Genomic DNA, 16,537 nt, shown 5'->3' on the forward strand with positions numbered 1-16,537 from the left:
TCGCCAGAATCTGGCTTTTACAACCCGAACACCGGCGCGGCCGTTTAATTTGTTATGGCAATTCCAAAAGGAGCCGCCAGCGCAACGCCGATCGAGCCAGGGTTAATTCGCCGTGTGGTGGAGGGCGTGCGGTATGTCGTGTCCGGCCAGTCCGACTGGTTCGGCCCACAGCAGCCGCTTGTACCCGTCACCAGCGAGGCCGAGAAGCCCAGCGTTGCTGGCCGCCAGTTCGACTATCCGGTCGGGTTCAACACGCAGATCACGCCGCGCCAGAGCGAGCCGGTCAGCTTCGCGCAGATGCGTCAGCTTGCCGACGGTTTTGACGTCATGCGCCTAGTCATCGAAACGCGCAAAGACCAGATGTCGAAAATGCGCTGGAAAATCCGGCCGCGTGACGAGAAGGCGAAACCAGACGACCGCTGCAAGATGATCACCGAGTTCCTGGCTGCTCCGGATAAAGAGCACACTTGGGACGAGTGGTTGCGCATGCTGCTGGAAGAACTGTTTGTCACTGATGCCCCGACGGTGTATGTGCGGCATAACCTCGGCGGCGGCGTGTACTCGCTGGAGCCGGTCGACGGCGCCACCATCAAGCGCGTGTTGGACGAGCACGGCCGCACGCCTGTTGCGCCAAATCCGGCATATCAGCAGATTCTGAAAGGCGTGCCGGCGATCGACTACACGCGCGAGGAACTGATCTATCGTCCGCGTAATGTCCGGACTCACAAGATTTATGGGTACTCGCCGGTCGAGCAGGTAATCATGACCGTCAACATTGCTTTACGCCGGCAGTTGCATCAACTTCAGTACTACACCGAGGGCAATGTCCCTGAAGCGCTGGCAAGCGTGCCGAAAGAATGGAACCCCGACCAGATCGCACAATTTCAGACGTATTGGGATTTGCTGCTTGAGGGCGACACAGCGGCGCGCCGGCACATGAAATTCATCCCTGACGGGGTGAAATTCATTGAAACCAAGAATCAGGTGCTGAAGGACGAATACGACGAATGGCTTGCCCGCGTCGTGTGCTTTGCGTTCTCGATCGCGCCGACGCCGTTTGTGAAGCAGCAGAACCGGGCAACAGCCGGTACCGCGCACGAACAGTCACTGCAAGAAGGGCTGTTGCCGATCATGCAGTGGGTCAAGGGGCTGATGGACTACATCGTAGTCATGGTCTTCGGTTGTCCCGATCTTGAGTACGCATGGGACGAAGAGGAATCAATCGACCTCGTCGAGCAGGCCACCATTCAGGACAAGAAAATCCGAAATGGCTCAATGACTATCAACGAAGCGCGTGCCAAAGATGGCCTTGAGCCGGTGGAGGGCGGTGATCAACCGATCATCATCACTGCCAGCGGTGCCATACGCCTGGCTGATGCGCTGGAGCTTGCTGCCAACCCGCCGCCGCCAACAGCACCATTCGGCGGTGGTGGCGCACCAGGCGAAGACCCGCACGCTGGGCATGATCACGGCGACCCTGCCAAGCCCGACGACAAGAGCACTAAGACCGGCCAGGAGGCGGTCGCCAAAGCAAAAAAAGGCGTCCGGTCTATTGACCGGGAACGTGACTCAATCGTCAAGCTGCGCGACGAGTTAAAGGACAAGGTTGCTACATTCTTGAGTGACCAAGGCCCGAAGATCGCTGCGCAGATGATCAAGGCTAAGGACGAAGTGCTCGGCAAGGTCAGCGCCGACGATATCCGCCGCATGCTGGATAACCTCAATTTTGAGGATTGGGTCGTCGTCGTGGGCGAGGTCGAACCGCTGCTGGAAGCATTGGCAAAGGACGGCGGCGCCGAGGCGCTGGCGCAGATCGGCATCAAGGACGACGAGGATATCGTCAACCTGACCAATGAGCAGGCGCTCAAGTGGGCGAAGGACAGGGCTGCGGAGTGGGTCGGCATGAAGCGGGACGATGACGGCAATCTGACGCCTAATCCGAACGCCGAATGGCAGATCGACGAATCCACGCGGGAAATGCTCAATTCCACCGTCGCGCAAGCGATGGAAGAGGGCTGGAGCAACGAACGGCTGGCACAGGAAATCGAGGACAGCACCGCATTTTCACCTGAAAGGGCGGAGATGATCGCCCGTACTGAGACAGCATTCGCCGACGTCGCCGGAAACATGCAGGCGTATCGGACATCCGGCCAGGTGGCGCAAAAGCAGTGGATTACCGGCGCTGACTGCTGCGACGACTGTCAGGAGTTGGATGACGTGATCGTCGACCTTGACGACAACTTTCCGAACGACGGCGGCGACGGTCCACCGCTGCACCCGAACTGCCGCTGCGACGTTCTGCCTGTCCTGACGGACAAGGACGACGATGCATAACCACCGCACAACTCTTCGTTTTATTCAAAGGGATCACCATGAAAATCGTATTTGACGGCGCCCAGCGCCAGAACTTCAACATTCAATTTCCGATCATGAAGTCGGAGCAACTGGACGACGGGCGCCTGATGATCGAGGGCATCGCCACCAGCGAAGCGCTGGACCATGCCGGCGAGATTGTTGACTATGAATCTGCCAAGGCTGCATTTGCCGACTGGAAGGGCAACATCCGCGAGCAACACGACCCGAAGAAGGCAGTCGGCAAGGCGGTCGAGGTCGTGTGCGACGACGAGCTGAAGCAGGTCATCGTGAAGGCGTTCATCTCCAAGGGCGCACCCGACACGCAAGAGAAGGTCAAGGATGGCACGCTGACCGGCTTCTCGATCGGCGGCTCCGTTGCCAGCCGCAAGACTGAGAAGTTTGCCAAGGGCGACGGTACCACCGTCGACGCCGTGCGCGTCATGGTCAAGCGCATCAGCGAAACCTCCGTTGTCGACGCCGGCTGCAATCCTGAAACTGCGATTGCCATCGTGAAGGCTGACGGCGACGCGCTGCTGGGCATCGGTCTGGAAGATGCTGCCGAGCCTGGCGCCATCGACGCACTGGCCGAGCTGCTGAACAAGGGCGAAATCACCCCTGAGCGCCTGATCGAGTTGGCGAAGGCTGACAAAGCACCCGCCGAGGCTCCGATCAAGAAAGGCATGTGGGGCGTGCAAGACTTTGCCGGTGTCCTGATGTCGCTCGGCTACATCGCCCGCGAGTCGCAGTGCGAAGCTGACTATGAGGGCGACGGCAGCGTAGTGCCTGCGCAACTCCGCGCGTGGATCATGGACGGCATCAAGATTTTCCAGGCCATGGCTGCCGAAGAAGCAAACGAGCTGATTGCCGACCTGAAATCAGCCGCCGGCGAGGTCGACGTCATCGAACTGGCGCTCCGCGGTGGTGACCTGGCGAAAGGTGGCGCGAAGTTCAGCAAGGACAGCAAGGACAAGTTGGCAAAGGCTCACAAGGCCGTCAAGGATGCCGCTGATCACCTGGCATCTACCGGCTATGAAGCCAGCGACGACGAAGGCGACGGCGGCGATGCTGATAAGTCGGCTGTCGTCGAAGACCTCGCCAAGGTCAACGCTGCTCACGGCGAGCTGGCCAAGGCGCTAGCCGACGCAGGTTGCACCGAAGGTCAGCCGCTGGTTGATTTCGTCAAGTCGCTGGTCACTGACCGCGATGCGCTGAAGAAGCAGGTTGAAGACCTGAAGGCGTTGCCGGCACCGGGCAAGGCGTTGCTGAAAGCTGTTTCGAAATCGCAAGACATTGGCGAAACGCTCGGCGACGACAAAAAAGACACTCAAGCCGTGGTGAAAACCCTCGACGGCGAGGTGAACGAAGTTGCATCACTCATCAAGCAAGTCCACCAAACCGGCGGCATTATTCATCGTTAATAGCGCCATTCCATCAACCTAACTCACTGATAAGCCAGGGTAACCTGGCTTTTTCCTTTCCCGAACATATTGCCGCCGCCCTTGAGGCGGTTTTTTTATTGGAGATTCACATGGGTACAAATACCACCGAAGAAACGCTGGCGCTGATGAAGGTTGCGCAGACCAGCCCTGACGATCTGATCAAGACGTTTGTGCAGCCTGGCTCGGCCACCACCGGCCTGCAGGCATACAACCTTGAAGCGCCATCGAAAAAGCTGTATCCCGTCCTGACCCCGCTGCGTAACTCGATCGGCCGTGACAGCGGCGGCTATGCCATTCAGGCAAACTGGAAGGCAATCACCAACATCAACGTCGGCAACCAGCGCGCCGGTGTGTCGGAAGGCAAGCGCGGCGGCGTGATCACTCACGCGCAAAGCGAATACCTGGCTTCGTTCCGCGGCTTCGGTCTGGAAAATAACGTCACTTTCGAAGCGAACTATGCTTCGAAAAATTATGAAGACGTCAAAGCCCTGGCCGTGCAGACCACGCTGGAATCGACGATGATTCAGGAAGAGCGCCTGATCCTCGGCGGTAACGGCTCCGTCGCCATGGGTATCACCGGCACCCCGACGCTGGCCGGCTCCACCACCGGCGGCACGCTGGCGGCGGCAACATGGTCCGTTATCTGCGTGGCGCTGGGCCTGCAAGCGTACCTCGATGTCGTGGGCGTCAACAACGGTGCGATCGGTCAATCGTTGTCGATTCCTACAGCAGTGGTTCCCGGCCAGATCACACGCACCAACGCAGACGGCACTACCGACACGTTCGGCGGCGGCAGCGCGCAGAAATCGGCAGCCGCAACCGCCACGACTACCGGCTCAACCAGCTCCATTGCCGCTAGCGTTGCGGTCTGCAACGGCGCGGTCGGCTATGCCTGGTACTGGGGTGCGGCTGGCGCTGAAGTGCTGGGCGCGGTCACTTCCATCAACAGCGTATCTATCACTGCGACGGCCACAGGCACCCAAACCGCAGCATCGCTGGCCGCGTCCGACAATTCCACGTCGTCACTGGACTTCGACGGCCTGCTGTATCAAGCCTTCAAGCCCGGCAGCAACGCGTATGTGGTGTCGCAGCCAAACGGTACGGCAGGCGTCGGCACGCCGCTGACCTCCGACGGCGCCGGCGGCATCGTGGAGTTCGAAGCTGCGTTTATCAACTTCTACAACAAGTACCGCTTGTCGCCGACCAAGATTTACGTTTCTGCGCAAGAGCTGGTCAACATCACCAAGAAGATTGTGGCAAACGGCGGCGCGCCGCTGCTGCGTCTCAATGTGAACGCCAACAACCCGGGTGCGATTCAGGCCGGTGTCGTGGTCGGCGAATACATGAACAAGGTGATGGGCGTCATGGTGCCGCTGGTGGTGCATCCGAACGTGCCGGCCGGCACGATCTTCTTTTTCTCGGAGCGCCTGCCGTACCCACTGTCGAACGTATCGACCGTGTGCCGCATGCTGATGCGTCAGGATTACTACCAACTGGAATGGCCGCTGCGCAGCCGTAAGTACGAATACGGCGTGTATGCCGATGGCGTGCTGCAACACTATGCGCCGTTCTCCATGGGCATCCTGAACAACATTGCCAACGGCTAACGCCTGAGCAGCAGTGTGGAATGCCGCCGGGTTCGCTTGGCGGCATTTTTACTTCACCGAGCATTTTTGTACAAGGATCTACACCATGAGCACCACAGCGAAATTGAAGGCACCGAAGGGCGTGAGCGTCATTTCGGTAGCTGGTCAAGAATACAAGGTGGTTAAGGGCTACGTCGCAGTTCTGATTGAGCACCTTGAGCATCTGGTCGGCATGGGCTTCACCGGCGCCGACGACGAGGAACTGGTCGCGGCTGGAGTCGACCCGCAATTGCCTGCCGGCGTCACCAGCAATCTGGTGTTGCCTGGTTCCGAGGTAATCCCGGTTGTGACAGCGGCGGTGCCAGAATTGGCACCAGCAGAACCGGCCGCCCAAACGACCGAACCGGTAGTTGACGCCGCCGCCGACGACGGCAACGCACCAGCACCGGCTGACGACGCAGTTGCCGGCGCTTCCACCGATGCAGCGGTACCGGCAGGCGTCAGCCAAGCAGTCCCGCAAGTCGACGGTCAGTAAGCCATGGCAACCAGCCCAATCGACCTGACGACGCTGGCGAACGTGAAGCAGTGGTTGAAGATCGATCCTGCCATGACCGATGATGATGTCCTGCTGCAGCGGCTTATCACCGCTATCAGCGGGTTCATTCAGACCTGGTTGAACCGGTCTTTTGCGATCACACCATATATCGAAACGCTCGACGGCAAGGGCAAGACGCGAATGATGTGCTCAAACTATCCGGTCACCGCTGTCGCTGGTGTGACGATCAACGGCCAGCCGGTGCCTGCGTCGGCCGACATTTTCAGCCCTGGCTATTACTTCGATCAGTACAAGATTGGCCTGCGCAGTTTTTGCTTCGTCAAAGGCGAATCCAACGTGGTGCTGAGCTACAGCGCAGGTTTCGCCAATACGCCGCCAGAAATCGAACAGGCGTGCATTGAGACGATCGCGCTGCGCTATTCCGAAAAGGACCGCGTCGGTTACTCCAGCAAGACACTAGCCGGTGAGACTGTCGCTTTCACGATTACCGACTTCCCGAAATCAGCGATGACGGTCATGAACAACTACAAGAAAGTCATTCCAACATCATGATTTCTGGATGGCTGGTAGGCGACGCCGAGCTTGTCGCAAAAATGGAAGGCAAGGCAGATGCCATGCAGGCAGGTCTGGAGAAGTCCGTCCAGCGGCTGACTTTGCAGCTCCTGACCACCGTCAAGGAAAAGCTAAGTGACGACGTGCTTCACGTTCGCACAGGCCGCTTGCGCCGTTCGATCAATCGGCGCGTCGACGTCGATCAGACCAGTGTCACCGGTATCGTCGGCACGAACGTGGAATATGCCAAGAAGCTGGAATACGGCTTCAAAGGCACCGAGTCCGTGCGGGAAAGCCTGCGCAAGATCACCCAGGCATTCGGCAAGCAGTTGAAGGAGCCGAAGACGATCAAGGTGCGAGCGCACACGCGCAAGGTCGATCTGCCGGCGCATTCGTTCCTGCGCTCATCGCTCACCGAGATGCGGCCGAAGATTGAGACCGACATGAAAGCTGCGCTGGTGAAGGCCGCGCAAGAAGGGACGTCATGAACCGAGAACAGATTTACTCGGCGTTGTTTGCCAAGCTGGCCGCTGCACCAGGCTACAAAACCACATCGCGAAAACTCTTGCATTGGGCTGACGTGAAGCCCCAAGAACAGCCTGCATTGTTCCAGGCACAGCGGCGAGAGATGGCGCTGACCACGCCGGGCCAGCCCACGGTATGGAGTTTTGAGGTCGACGTCTATGTGTATGTCTACGCCAAATCCTCCGCTCCCAGCCAGTTGCTCAATCCTTTACTGGATGCCATCGGGACCGCGCTCGCGCCGGACCCTATCACCAACAAGTGCAGGCTAGGAGGCCTGGTGGAGCACGCTTGGATCGAGGGCGCAATCCAAACCGACGAAGGCACGCTTGGCGACCAGGCCGTAGCAATCATACCGATCGTTATCAAAGTCGTCGTCTGAATCAATCCGTTTTAATCACAATCCGGCCCCGCATCTGCGGGGCTTTTTCATTTGGAGGTAGCTATGTCTCAATACGCATTTGGTAGCGGCAACATGTATGTCACGCAGTTGCAGGACGCGCTGGGCAATACCATTGCCAACGCCACACCGTACCCGCTGATGACCTTGCAAGAAGGCTCGATCGACATCTCGTCTGATTCGAAAGAGCTGTACGGCCAGAATCAGTTTCCGGTCGCCGTGGGCCGCGGCAAAGCCAAACTGACCGGTAAGGTTAAGCCTGCCCGCATCTTCGCCGGTGTCTGGAACGCGATCTACTTCGGCCAGACCATCAACTCGGGCTTATTCGCCAACTATACCGACACAGTCGGCACGGCAATTCCCGCCACTCCATTCACGGTTACGGCGACGCCACCGAACACCGGCACATTCGTGACCGACCTCGGCGTCATCGATGCCAACGGCAACCCCATGAAGCGCGTTGCGGCGTCACCGGCGACAGGTCAGTACAGCGTCAACGTCAGCACGGGTGCATATCTCTTCTCGGCCGCTGACACCGGCAAGGTGGTGTATATGAACTTCCAGTACACCGCAACGGTCGTCGGTGCGCAGAAGCAGACGGTGCAGAATCTGCCAATGGGCTACGCTCCTTCATTCAAGGCCGACCTGAGCGTCAGCTACCAGGGCAAAATCGTCACCTTCAGTTTCTTGAAGGCGATCAGCACGAAATTCTCGATGGGCTTCAAAAACGAGGATTTCTCCATCCCGGAATTTGACTTCTCCGGCTTCGACGACGGCACCGGCAACGTGCTGACATGGTCCACATCGGAGTAAAAAACATGACAACAGCGACAGAATTGATTGACGGTATCGAAGTGAAGATGGCCGGCAAGACGTGGGTAATTCCCGCCTTGTCGTTCAAGCGGCTCAAGCAGTTACGCCCGAAAATCGCTGCCTTGGCGGCGCTCAACACGCTGCCAGAGGAAGAGGTTATTGATGACGTCTGCGTTATCGTGCATGCCGCTATTATCCGCAACTATCCAGAGGTTACCTTGGATGAGGTTCAGGAAATGGTCGACATGTCCAATATGCAACGAGTTATCAAGGCCGTGATGGGGCAGTCTGGGCTGGTTGAAAAGGGGGAAGCGGGGGCGGGGAGCCGTTAGATTGGGATCAGGTGTATGCCCATTTGCTGGCCTGCTTCCCGGGCTGGACATGGGAATACATCGACGATAATATGACGCTTCCCCGCCTACGCGCTATAACCGAGTATCAGCGTAGCAACCCGCCAACCCATATTCTCGTCGCCGCGTACATGGGTGTTGGCTCAAAATCCTCTGGAGCTTCCGAAGTAGATGCCAACGGACAATCACTGCTCGACGTCCTCCCAAGAAAGCCGGGATCCTGACGAGATTGACCAAGCCACGAAGCCAGGCTTTCTGCCTGGTGTCAACGGCGACATCGTCTATGCGGCAATCGAACAGCTTGCCGCATCGAAGGACGAATGCTCTGTTGTGATCGAGAAGCGACGAACCGTGCGCGGTAAGTTCGCCATCACCGTCGACATTAAGAAGCTGTAACTAAGCATCACCACCAAAAGGGCCGCCGCGAGCGGCCTTTTTCCATTCCAAAGCCAAGAGGGTCGCCATGTGCGGCCTTTTTTGCATTTCAGGGTAGCAATCCATGAGCGACGATAACGTAGAGGTGAAGTTCGGGGGGGATGCCTCCGGAGCAAAAGCCGCCTCCAAGGACGCCGCTGCGTCGGTCAAGGACGCGGTCAGCGGCATCAAGAGCATGTTTGCTGATATGGCAAGCACGGTCAAGGAACACACCGAGGCCAGCTCCAAGGCGACCGAGGGCATGTCCGGTGCGATTTCCGGGGCTGTGAAGACGCTCGCGGGTTCATTCGGCGCCATCCTTGAGCCGATCAAACTGGTGGCGGCTGCGCTCGCCGGGGGAGCCTTGTTCAAGGAAGCCATCAGCGACACCATTAAGGAAGTCGGCGAGGTCAAGAAGCTCGCCAATGCGTTCGGTGAAACAGTCGAAGAAGCCAACAAGATGAATTTGGCGCTGAAGCTGGCCGGTATTTCTGCCGACGATTACACCAGCATCGCGCTGAAGTTTGACAAGCAATTGCGCAGCAACGAAGAAGGTCTGAAGGCGTTAGGCGTCGTAACGCGCGACAGCAACAACGCGCTGCTGCCGCAGGCAGAGCTGCTGAAGAATGCTGTCTCCACCATGATGGAATACAAGGCCGGTACCGACCGCAATGCGGTTGCTATGGGCATGTTTGGCCGGTCAGCGGAAGAAGCATTCAAGCTGCTGAAGTTGAACGGCGATATTCAGGAGCGCGCCAACGAACTGGCTGCGATCGGTATCGGCGTCAATGCCGAAGCCGCTGACGCGGTCAAGAAATACAAAGTAGAGGCTGCTGCCGCCGGCATCGTGCTGGGTGACTTTAGCGACAAGATCGGCGAAGCCGTATTGCCGTCGGTAACGGACCTGCAAAAGGCATTTATCAGTATCGGAACCGCTGTGATGCCGGTATTCAGCGCAGCGGTTACCGTGCTCGGCGCCATTTTCGAAGTATTTGGCGCCGTTGTGATGTCGGTTTGCGAAATCATCAAGGACTACATTACCTCGGCCGGGGAAATATTCAACGCGATATTGGGCTGGGCGATGCCCAACGATATCAGCGTGCTCAAGGCCGCAGTCGCGACGCTGGTTACGCCGATTTACCTACTGAAAGGGTTGTTTCTTGAACTGGCACAGGTGGTCGAAACATCGATCGGTGTCGTTACCGCAACGCTGGTCACATTCGCAAACGTCGCACGTAAAGCGCTAGCGCTGGATTTCACCGGCGCCGTTGCCGCTTTCAACGATGGCACAGAGAGGATAAAAAACGTTGTCTTGAAGCACTCGGATGAGATGGTAAAGATCGCCGTGGCGACCAAGGACAAAATCAAAGAGGCATGGGGTGCAGGGGAGGAATCCGACCATGCTCCGAAGAAAGGTACCAAGGAATACACCGGTCAGGATCAGAAGCAAAAAACGACCGCTGACAAGTCCCGCGTCGGCGAGTGGGATGCCGAGCTGAATGACCGCAAGGTTGCTTATCAACAGGAACATGACCTGCGCGAAATGTCGAAAAACGATGAAATCGCGTATTGGCAGAACATCCTGGCCACGAACGAAACAAGCTCTGCCGAAGCGCTGGCCATTCGCCGCAAGATGAATCAGGCGCAGCTTGAAGGAATGAAGAAGCAACGGGCCGATGAAAAGGCGCTGGCGTCTGAAAAAATCGATCAGACCCAGAAAATTGCCGATGCTGAAATTGCCAGTGCGCAGGACGTTCTGTCGATGAAAAAGGAACTGGGCATTATCTCGGCGCAGGACGAGTTGCGCGCCATGATCGACCTTGAGAACCAGAAATATCAAGTTCAACAGAAAGCTCTGCAGGACAAGGTTGCCCTGTACGAGTATGACAAGGTCGCTCGGCAAAAAGCGCTTGACGAAATGGACCTGCTGGAGAAGTCCCACGCGCGCGCGCTCCAAAAGATCAGTGGCGACATTGCCATTGACCAGCAGAAGACCATGGCGCAGTGGGTCAGCCCGATCAAGACAGCATTCTCGCAATCGATCGTCGGCATCATCCAAGGCACCCAGACACTGCAGCAAGCCATGAGCAGGATTTTTCAGTCCATCTTGCTGGAGTTCGTCAATAACCTCGTCACCAAGATGGTCGACAAGTGGATCGTCGGCGAACTGGCGAAACGTCTCTTCTCGCAGGAAACGCTTGTGATGCTGGGTGTGGAGCAAAAGGCAGCGGCTGCGGAACAGGTAGCAACGCAGCAGGTAGCTGGTGTATCGGGTGTGATGTCAAACGCCTCGATCGCTGCTGCGGCAGCTATGGCATCAGTTGCCGCAATCCCATTTGTTGGCTGGGCAATGGCGCCGGAAGTCGGTGCCACCACCTACGCCACCGCAATGGCATTTCTCCCTTCAGCAGCAGGCGGCTATGACATCCCTGCAGGCGTCAATCCACTGGTGCAGACCCACGAAAAGGAAATGATTCTGCCGGCAAAACATGCTGATGTGATTCGGAATATGGCTGACAGCGGCGGCGGTACCGGTGGCGACACGCACCATTACCACATTCAGGCGATGGACGCGCGTAGCTTCCGAGATTTCGTCAAGTCCAATTCTTCCTCGCTCGCACCAGGGTTGAGGCAATTAAACCGGAATTTCACGCCGGTTAAAGGTTAGACGATGAGCAACGCAATTTATCCAACGCTGCCGGGGCTTGCATTTCCCGTTATGAAGCAGCCCGGTTTCAATACCGCCATCAAGCAGTCTGTGTCGGGAAAAGAGTACCGGGCTGCTTTCATGCAGTACCCGTTGTGGACGTTTGAACTGACTTACGAGTTTCTGCGCAATGGCATTGCTGGCAACGATCTGAACACGCTGACAGGATTCTTCCTTGCCAGGCAGGGCGCGTTCGATAGTTTTCTGTTCACTGAGCCGAGCGACTGCACCGTCACGGATGCTCAGTTTGCTGTTGGAGACGGGGTAACGAAGAGCTTTCAGCTTGTTCGCTCGCTCGGGGCATTTGTCGAGGCAGTTCAGAACGTCAACATCCTGACGAACATAAAAGCAGGAGGAACGTTGGTACCAGGATCCTCCTACACAGTTAGCCCGACCGGACTGGTGACTTTCACGACAGCGCCGACTTCTGGCTACTCCCTAACGTGGTCAGGGACATTTTACTTCCGCGTACGCTTCCTTCAGGACTCTTCCCAATTCAGTCAGTTCATGACTGACCTTTGGGAAAACAAGAAGGTGCAATTTATCGGATCGACGAGTAACAAAGTATGAAAAATTCCACCACAGCTTTGACGAACTTGCTCAACAGTGGCCAGCCGTTTTTTATGGCCGACTTGTACACGTTCAGCCTGATTAATGGCACGGTGCTGCGCTATGCACTGTGGGACAGTGATATTTCTTACCTTGGAAATACCTTTTCAAGCAGCGGGCCGACCTTCAAACGATCAAAGATTCGTCTGGTGATTGGTGTTGAAGTCGATACGCTGGATCTCAGTGTGTTTGCCAATGCGAGCCATTTGATAAACGGTCAGCCGTGGTTGCAGGCTGCGAGAGCCGGTGCGCTCGACGGCGCTGCATTGCGCGTTGATCGCGTGTTCATGTCTGCGCCGCCGGTTCCCGTGGGCGGTGTAATCCAATTTACCGGCATGGTCGCTCCGCTTATCGTGGGTAGAACAGAGGCAAAAATTACTGTGGCGTCCTACTTTCAACTTCTGAATGTGCAGATGCCGCGTAATTTGTTCCAGCCCGGGTGCTTGCATACGCTTTACGACAGTGGTTGTGGTGTCGCTCGTTCATCCGTAGCGGTCGGTGGAAGCGTCAGCAGCGCCAGCACTACCAGCATCGTTTCGTACTCTATGTCTGCGTACCCAACTGGCTACTTCGATGCCGGATATCTGGGTTTCGCAACTGGTGCTCTTGCTGGAACGACGAGAACGATCAAGAGCTTTTCATCTCCTTCGGTGATGCTGCTTAATCCTTTGCCGACGACTCCCTCGCCAGGAGACACCTTCTATATCTACCCAGGGTGCGACAAATCGCAAGCAACGTGTCAGAACAAGTTCAACAATCTTCCGCGGTTCCGCGGCATTCCTTACATCCCCGTTCCGGAGACAGCCCAATGACCACAAGAAATCTAGTCTTGGCAGAGGCAGAAACCTGGCTGCGAACGCCATATCACCACATGGGAAGGATAAAGGGGGCGGGTGTCGATTGCGCGACGCTGCTGCTGGAAGTATTCCATGCAGTTGGAATAATTCCGAAGATCGACGTCGGCTACTACCCGCAGGACTGGCACTTTCATCGGGACGAAGAGCGATATTTGGGATGGATTTCGCAATACGCCAGACGTACTGAAACACCACGTCCGGGCGATATCGCTCTGTTCAAATTTGGGAGATGTGTTTCACACGGCGCTATCGTCACCGATTGGCCCGGCGTGATTCATTCATATTTTCAGCTTGGCTGTGTCTACGGTAATGCCAACGACAGGGAACTGGCGGGACGTCTGGACAGCTTTTGGACATTGTTCGAGGAATAAATGGGCGCACTTTTTGGAGGTGGTAGTAAGGGAATCAACACCACCGGTACGATGGCACTGGGCCTGCAAATTCAGACCTCAGCATACGGTCTCTGTGTTCCGATCGTATACGGTACGACACGTGTGCCAGGCAATCTGATCTGGTATGGCGATTTCACGCCTATCCCACACACAACTTCAAGCAGTGCTGGCGGCGGCGGTGGTAAAGGCGGGGGAGGTGGAGGGGAATCGACCGATACCCAATATACCTATACTGCAGCGTTGATGATAGCGTTGTCTGAGGGGCCAATTGCTGGCGTTTCTGGAGTGTACAAAGATAAGTCCTATTACGCTGTTGGCCAGCTCTTTAGCTATGCGGTCGGTAGCTATGCACAGGCACCTTGGAGCTACCTGTCAACGTATCATCCTGATCAGGCGATTTCTTACCCGGGCATTGCTTACGTCGCATCCCCAAGTTACGATTTGGGCAGCAATACGTCGCTGCCGAACCATAATTTGGTGCTCACTGGGATTCTGCCGTTCAATGTTGGCGCTGGTATTCTTGATGCAAATCCTTGCGACATTCTGATCGACTATCTCACCAACCCAAATTACGGCGCAGGCTTTCCAGCATCGAAAATTGGTGATCTGACTTCTTACTCTCAGTATTGCATCGCCAGCGGCTTGATGTTGTCGCCGGCGTATTCGACCCAGCAAGATGCCTCTCAGACAGTAACGTCATTAATGCAGCTCACGAACTCGGCAATATATTTGTCCGAGGATGTTGTGAAGATTGTTCCCTATGGCGATCAAACCATTACTGGTTATGGCGGGGTGACGTTCGTTCCAAATCTCACGCCAGTCTATGATTTAAACGACGATCATTTCATTTATCACGAAGGCGAAGACCCGATAAAGGTCTCACGGAATACGACAGCCGATGCTTTTAATCGGGTTCAACTGGAGTTTCTAAACCGTGCCAACAGCTACAACACAGAGAGCGTCGAGGCAAAGGACCAGGCTAATATCGACACCTTCGGTATGCGAACCATGGGAACCATCACGGCACACGAAATCGCGGACAAGAATGTTGCCGTGCAGGTAGCGCAGTTGGTAATGCAGCGGTCTCTATATATCCGGAACACGTACGAGTTCAATCTACCGTGGAACTTCTGTTTGCTTGAGCCTACTGATTTGGTTACGCTAACAGATACATTACTGGGCCTTAACAAGTGGCCTGTGCGCATCACGTCCGTCGAGGAGAACGATGACGGCGAACTAACAATCCAGGCTGAAGATGCACCCCCTGGTGTATCGAGCAATGTTCTATACCCAACCCAGGCCGCTGCAGGCTACTCGGCCAACTATAACGAGAAGCCGTCTAATACGAACTCGCCCATTATCTTTGAAGCGCCGGATCTTCTAACCGTGAATGGCTTAGAGGTCTGGATTGCAGCGAGTGGTACTAAGTCTTGGAGTGGCTGCCAAGTTTGGGTTTCAGAAGACGGGAACACGTACCGGCAAATCGGCAGTGTGTCGAATGCCGCACGCCAAGGCGTTTTGACAGATGACTTGCCTTTAAACACTGATCCCGACGTGTTGTACACACTGGCGGTGAACCTATCGCAAAGCAATGGTGTGCTGACTTCAGGCACGAAGGCAGATGCAGACGGTTTTAACACCCTGTGCTACGTCGACGGTGAATTGATAAGCTATCAGAATGCGGCTTTGACCGGCCCCGGAAAGTACGGACTTAGTTACTTGCGGCGCGGTGTCTATGGAACCACGATCAAAACTCATGTCGCCGGTACCCAGTTTTCACGCCTTGATGGGTCGATCTTCAAATATCCGTTCGGCCCAGAGAAGATCGGCGTGACGATGTTTGTAAAGCTGCCAGCAGTCAATCAGTTTGGTGGTGGACTGCAAGCACTGTCGGACGTCCCGGCGTATCAGTACACGATCACTGGATCAGCGCTGAATTCGCCATTGCCTAACCTGTCAGGGCTCAACACTAATTTCGTTTCTGGATTGACGCAGATTACGTGGTCTGCTGTTAGCGACTTCCGGCAACCATCGGTAGATTACGAGGTAAGACTTGGGCCGACATGGGCGTCGGCGCAGGTGCTAGGTCGCACGCCAACAACTAGCTTTACTGCCGTTGGTGATGGCACATACTGGATTTCAGCGCATTACTTAGGCCCTGGAAGTTTTAACGTTTATTCAAATGTGCCGTCGTCAATCATCATCACTGGTGCGACGCTGACGAAGAATGTCATACAGACGTTTGGTGAGTCTGCAACAGGATGGGCCGGAACGCTATCGAGCAGCTTGGCGGTATTGCAGGGGGAACTGATCCTGCAAGGCGCGGGAAACATACTCGCCGAAAGCGATGTTCTAACCGTTTCAGATGTCTTATGGTACGGGGGTATTTCTTCTTCAGGCGAATACGATTTACCTCCTGCACACAGCGTCAATATCGGCAGGGTGGCTCCGTGCAATATTCTCATGTCCTACACAGCAAGGGGCCAGTCGATACACGATAACGCCCTAAGTATCAGTGACTTTCTCGGTGTTACCGATCTGCTTGGTGCAGAACTTGGGGCGAGTATCAATATCCAGCCGCAAATTGCAATTGCATCAAACAACGGAATATATGGCGCGTGGCAAAACTTCGTTCCCGGCACATACAACGCTCAGTATTTTAAGGCGCGGGTACTCATCACGTCGAGCGACAAGCAGGTCATTGCAGTGCTTTCCGATTTGAAGTTCTCAGTTGATGTTCCGGACAGACTGGATGCCTACCAAGTGACGACAGCAACTACTGCGACGACAGTGACATTTACGTCGCCATTTAACGGTGGTCCTGGCACCCTGACGACACCGATCGTTCAAGCAACTATTTTGAACGCGCAGGCCGGCGACGACTGCCAAATCGGTACCACAACAAAAACGAGTTGCACAGTACAAGTCACAAATGGCGGATCGCTTGTCGTTAGAAATGTAAATCTTCAAATACAGGGGTATTAG

At 55.9% G+C, this 16,537-nt stretch carries 15 protein-coding genes; all 15 read left to right on the forward strand.

What is annotated here, in order from left to right:
• Nucleotides 1–54: 54 nt before the first annotated feature.
• The 15 genes from RV1423_RS30100 to RV1423_RS24225 all read left to right on the forward strand — a co-directional run bounded on the left by RV1423_RS30100 (nucleotide 55) and on the right by RV1423_RS24225 (nucleotide 16,537).
• On the forward strand, nucleotides 55–2,334 hold the full coding sequence (locus RV1423_RS30100; RefSeq protein ID WP_034302526.1) for a phage portal protein: 2,280 nt from the start codon (nucleotides 55–57) through the stop codon (nucleotides 2,332–2,334).
• A gap of 38 nt (nucleotides 2,335–2,372) precedes the next feature.
• On the forward strand, nucleotides 2,373–3,773 hold the full coding sequence (locus tag RV1423_RS24160) for an HK97 family phage prohead protease (protein WP_034302528.1): 1,401 nt from the start codon (nucleotides 2,373–2,375) through the stop codon (nucleotides 3,771–3,773).
• Nucleotides 3,774–3,883: 110 nt separating this feature from the next.
• Complete coding sequence (locus RV1423_RS24165; RefSeq protein WP_034302530.1) at nucleotides 3,884–5,401, forward strand: hypothetical protein; 1,518 nt, start codon at nucleotides 3,884–3,886, stop codon at nucleotides 5,399–5,401.
• 85 nt (nucleotides 5,402–5,486) lie between these two features.
• On the forward strand, nucleotides 5,487–5,915 hold the full coding sequence (locus RV1423_RS24170; RefSeq protein ID WP_034302532.1) for a hypothetical protein: 429 nt from the start codon (nucleotides 5,487–5,489) through the stop codon (nucleotides 5,913–5,915).
• A 3-nt stretch (nucleotides 5,916–5,918) separates the two neighbouring features.
• A complete protein-coding gene (locus tag RV1423_RS24175) occupies nucleotides 5,919–6,488 on the forward strand; it encodes a head-tail connector protein (protein ID WP_051516914.1) in 570 nt (189 codons plus the stop codon).
• Nucleotides 6,489–6,529: 41 nt separating this feature from the next.
• Nucleotides 6,530–6,976, forward strand: coding sequence for an HK97 gp10 family phage protein (locus tag RV1423_RS24180; RefSeq protein WP_255344233.1), 447 nt, complete (start codon nucleotides 6,530–6,532; stop codon nucleotides 6,974–6,976).
• Nucleotides 6,973–7,392, forward strand: a complete 420-nt coding sequence (locus tag RV1423_RS24185; protein ID WP_034302536.1) for a hypothetical protein — start codon at nucleotides 6,973–6,975, stop codon at nucleotides 7,390–7,392. Before RV1423_RS24180 ends, RV1423_RS24185 begins: the two co-directional genes overlap by 4 nt.
• A 93-nt stretch (nucleotides 7,393–7,485) precedes the next feature.
• A complete protein-coding gene (locus RV1423_RS24190; protein ID WP_051516916.1) occupies nucleotides 7,486–8,223 on the forward strand; it encodes a hypothetical protein in 738 nt (245 codons plus the stop codon).
• Nucleotides 8,224–8,228: 5 nt separating this feature from the next.
• Nucleotides 8,229–8,555 carry a hypothetical protein gene (locus RV1423_RS24195; protein ID WP_155835256.1) on the forward strand — a complete coding sequence of 109 codons (327 nt, stop codon included), beginning with the start codon at nucleotides 8,229–8,231 and terminating at the stop codon, nucleotides 8,553–8,555.
• Between the two features lie 189 nt (nucleotides 8,556–8,744).
• Nucleotides 8,745–8,969: a hypothetical protein gene (locus RV1423_RS24200; protein WP_034302542.1), complete on the forward strand. Its 225-nt coding sequence runs from the start codon at nucleotides 8,745–8,747 to the stop codon at nucleotides 8,967–8,969.
• A 103-nt stretch (nucleotides 8,970–9,072) separates the two neighbouring features.
• A complete protein-coding gene (locus tag RV1423_RS24205; RefSeq protein ID WP_034302544.1) occupies nucleotides 9,073–11,655 on the forward strand; it encodes a hypothetical protein in 2,583 nt (860 codons plus the stop codon).
• 3 nt (nucleotides 11,656–11,658) lie between these two features.
• Nucleotides 11,659–12,264, forward strand: coding sequence for a DUF2460 domain-containing protein (locus RV1423_RS24210; RefSeq protein WP_034302546.1), 606 nt, complete (start codon nucleotides 11,659–11,661; stop codon nucleotides 12,262–12,264).
• Entirely contained in the window at nucleotides 12,261–13,115 is an 855-nt protein-coding gene (locus RV1423_RS24215; protein ID WP_034302549.1) for a DUF2163 domain-containing protein, read from the forward strand. Before RV1423_RS24210 ends, RV1423_RS24215 begins: the two co-directional genes overlap by 4 nt.
• Nucleotides 13,112–13,531 carry a C40 family peptidase gene (locus tag RV1423_RS24220; protein WP_034302551.1) on the forward strand — a complete coding sequence of 140 codons (420 nt, stop codon included), beginning with the start codon at nucleotides 13,112–13,114 and terminating at the stop codon, nucleotides 13,529–13,531. The genes RV1423_RS24215 and RV1423_RS24220 overlap by 4 nt, the downstream gene beginning before the upstream one ends.
• Complete coding sequence (locus RV1423_RS24225) at nucleotides 13,532–16,537, forward strand: phage tail protein (protein WP_051516917.1); 3,006 nt, start codon at nucleotides 13,532–13,534, stop codon at nucleotides 16,535–16,537.

Origin of the sequence: Herbaspirillum sp. RV1423 (assembly GCF_000577615.1) — a bacterium.
GTDB lineage: Bacteria > Pseudomonadota > Gammaproteobacteria > Burkholderiales > Burkholderiaceae_D > Herbaspirillum.